The sequence below is a fragment of the Kamptonema animale CS-326 genome (assembly GCF_028330895.1).
Taxonomy (GTDB): Bacteria; Cyanobacteriota; Cyanobacteriia; order Cyanobacteriales; family Microcoleaceae; genus Kamptonema; species Kamptonema formosum.
In genome coordinates this window covers 1-3,449 of record NZ_JAQMUA010000101.1, presented here as the reverse complement: position 1 = coordinate 3,449, position 3,449 = coordinate 1, and the positions used below count along the sequence as shown (strand labels likewise).

The 3,449-nt window shown below is 41.6% G+C and carries 3 protein-coding genes; 2 read left to right on the top strand and 1 reads right to left on the bottom strand.

What is annotated here, in order from left to right:
- The first annotated feature begins 228 nt into the window (after positions 1-228).
- The gene (locus PN499_RS05870) at positions 229-1,047 is read left to right on the top strand and encodes a PD-(D/E)XK nuclease family protein (protein WP_272030757.1); all 819 of its coding nucleotides are present in this window, start codon (positions 229-231) and stop codon (positions 1,045-1,047) included.
- A gap of 84 nt (positions 1,048-1,131) precedes the next feature.
- Here the strand turns inward: PN499_RS05870 and PN499_RS05865 are convergent, their stop codons facing one another.
- Complete coding sequence (locus PN499_RS05865; protein ID WP_272030756.1) at positions 1,132-1,938, bottom strand: hypothetical protein; 807 nt, start codon at positions 1,936-1,938, stop codon at positions 1,132-1,134.
- A gap of 284 nt (positions 1,939-2,222) precedes the next feature.
- Between PN499_RS05865 and PN499_RS05860 the strand changes: the two genes are divergently transcribed.
- A partial coding sequence (locus PN499_RS05860; RefSeq protein WP_272030755.1) for a single-stranded-DNA-specific exonuclease RecJ occupies positions 2,223-3,449 on the top strand: 1,227 nt, incomplete at its 3' end.

Below are 3,449 nucleotides of genomic sequence, written 5' to 3'. Positions count from 1 at the left end.
TCATAAGGCAGTCTGTTAAGCTCAGTTTTTTTAAGCTTAACCTAAAGAGTGTCTTTTTTTCTGCCTTTGAGATTCAAATTTTACTTACTTTTTTGTGGACGGGCGATCGCGTCTCTACTCCAAAACTGTCCGGAGTATTGTAACTATACACCACTGATATTAGATTAGCACAAATTACCAAGCGCGATCGCCTACAATTAAATAAATATCAAACAATAGAAATAAACAATGTTTAGACTCTCCCAAGGGCAACTCAACCTACTCACAACCTGCCCCCGCAAATTTCAACACACCTACCTCGAACAACTAGCAACCCCCTATACCCCAGAACAACAAGAAAAACTCGCCTGGGGTAGCAAATTTCACCTGTTAATGCAGCAGCGAGAAATCGGATTACCAATCGAAGCCTTGATTGAAGAAGACGCAGAAATGCACAATTGCCTCACTGCCTTTATAAAAGCCACACCCGAACTTTTCACCCCCCCAGAAAATAGTAACCTCACCTTCCGCCAAGCTGAACATCCTCGTACCCTCATCTTCCAAGACTATTTAATTACCGTAATTTATGACCTCTTCATAGCCGAACCAACACAAGCTCAAATCTTTGACTGGAAAACCTACCCCCGCCCTCAAAACCATAAATTATTAGCACAAAATTGGCAAACTCGTCTTTATTTATATGTTTTAGCAGAAACCAGCAATTATCTACCCGAAAAAATTTCTATGACCTATTGGTTCGTACAATTAGAAGGTGAAAGTCAACCTCAAAGCCTCAAATTTACTTACAGCAACATACAGCATGAACAAACTAGAAATGATTTAACTAGAATCTTAAACCAACTAACAAAATGGTTGAAATTATATCATGAAGAAGGCGAACCCTTTCCACAAGTAGAAATTACATCGAACAATTGCGATTTTTGTCAGTTTATCACTCGCTGCGATCGCAGTCCCGAAACTGAAGAAAATACCTTAAGCAACATTACGGTAACTGCACCCCCAGATTGGCTGCCGAATCTAGGTATGATTGAAGAAATATCTATTTAAACCATAAAAAAAGTCCCCCTTAGAGGACTTTAACTATTATGAGTCAGTGGTTTGAACCCTGGATACTAATTAAACATCAGACTTCTATTGCTGTGAACCATCTGCACCAGAATTACTACCAGGTGTAGCCGTATTACTAGGATTAGAATCAGTGCCGCTTTCTGTATTACTTTCACTGCCTGTCCCTACTCCAGAACCGCTATCATTTTGATTGGAGGATGGAGCAGTTGAACTCTGAGGTGCTGGACTTGGTGAAGCTGGAGCTGGCTCCCTCTGAGGATTCGGAACCGTAATATTGATATTATTTGACGGTGAAGATGGAGCCGGTGCTGCTTGTGGAGCGGGTGGATCTTGCCGCTGGGAATTGGGAACAGTAATATTGATATTAGGTGCTGGTTGTTGAGGAGCCGGAGCAACCTTTTGAGCTCCACTTGGTTGAGGAGCAGGCGTAGCTTTTTGAACTGGAGATGGTTGAGGAGCGGGAACAATCTTTTCAATAATTGTCTTTTCTCTCTCAATAGTCCTAGTCGGAGCAGGTGGTGTTGAAGGCTGATTTGCTCTTGGTACAGGTATTACTAAAGGAGCAGGAATGGGAGCTTCATCACGCCTATTCAAGTAATATATAGTTCCGAGAACCAAGCCGACTAAAGAAGCCAGAATAATTCCTAATAGTAACCCACGAGCAGCGTTGTCATTATCCCGAACTTTTTGGACTTCATTTCTGCGATGGTTTTCCGCAATTTCACCCTGAACATAACCTTTGTGATGAGCTGCCGTTGTACTGGGAACTGTGGAAGTAGTTCGCGTTGTACTGACATGACCGTTAGTTCCCTCGGTGTGAATTTCTTGATGAATTTCACGGCTAGAGCTATTTTCTTCGTTAGGTTTCATAATTATCCTCGTCAAAAGTATTCAAAAAATAATTTTCTGTAGGAGATGCCCCTATTTGAAAACTTGAGCTAACAATTTTCTTCTGAGAGCCTTTAGAGAAAGAAAATAAAGGTTTTCTTTCATCTGTACTTAGTCTAACTGAGCCGCGAATAAGCAGACTGTACCCTTAGAGTGATCCTTTGAGTACCACCAAAGGAATAGAATTAGCTTGCTAGCTAAAAAAAACTACATAAAATAAGATTAAATAGAAATGTAGGAATCATTTAGTCGTTGGATATTCCTAAATGCCGGAACAACCTCAAAATTGGCAAATTCAGCCCCCAATTCACCCGCCAACTTGGTTAATTGAAGCCGTCAAAAGTCACGCCCCTGAATTGCCAGGGCATTATGCGGCCTCACTATTAATGTCGAGGGGAATTCAAAACCCCGAACAAATAGCGGGTTTTTTGAACCCCAATCTTTATCAACCAGCAAGTCCCTTTGAATTTGGGCAAGAAATGAATCTTGCCGTAGAGCGAATTCTACAAGCACGTAATAATGCAGAAAATATTGCTATTTGGGGAGATTTTGACGCAGATGGTATTACCTCAACTTCTGTTCTTTGGGATGGTTTAGGGCAGTTTTTCTCTCAAAATGACCAACTTACCTACTATATTCCCAATCGTCTCACTGAATCTCATGGCCTCAATAACCCCGGCATTGACACTTTAGCGAAATCAGGAATTACTCTAATTATCACCTGTGACACGGGCAGCACAAATTTAGCAGAAATTGACTATGCCCGCAGTTTAGGAATAGATATTATTGTCACCGATCATCATACGCTACCAGAAGAACGCCCTCAAGTAGTAGCCATCATCAATCCCCGCTATTTACCCTCGAATCACCAACTTTTTCACCTCTCTGGTGTAGCGGTTGCTTACAAGTTAATTGAAGCACTTTATCAAAGTTTGCCCAATGTTCCTCAACGCCCTTTAGACGACCTATTAGTTTTAGTAGCTATTGGTTTAATTGCTGATTTAGTGCAACTCACAGGTGACTGTCGTTACTTAGCACAAAAGGGTATAGAATGTCTAGGGAAGCAAATCACAAATTCTACTCGACCAGGGATTACTAAACTATTAGAATTGTGCAAAAGAAGTGGCGATCGCCCTACAGATATTTCTTTCGGAATTGGCCCTAGAATTAATGCAGTTAGTCGTATTCAAGGCGATGCTAGTTTTTGCGTGGAATTGTTGACTAGCCGGGATGCCAAACGCTGCGACCAACTAGCACTTTCAACTGAATTAGCTAATACTCGCCGCAAATCTATACAGAAAGATGTTGCTAAAGATGTCAATGAAAAATTAGCTAAACTTGATTTGTCAACTACCAGTGTAATTGTTTTAGCGGACTCCCAATGGCCTGTTGGTGTCTTAGGATTAGTAGCAGGTCAAGTCGCGCAAGAATACGGTCGCCCTACCATCTTACTCAGTACAGAAGGAGCGGGGAAGAGTGGGGGAGATGGGGAG

Excerpts from the sequence above, each read along its gene's own strand:
- PN499_RS05870 (WP_272030757.1), top strand. The coding sequence starts at position 229 with ATGTTTAGACTCTCCCAAGGGCAACTCAACCTACTCACAACCTGCCCC.
- PN499_RS05865 (WP_272030756.1), bottom strand. The coding sequence starts at position 1,938 with ATGAAACCTAACGAAGAAAATAGCTCTAGCCGTGAAATTCATCAAGAA.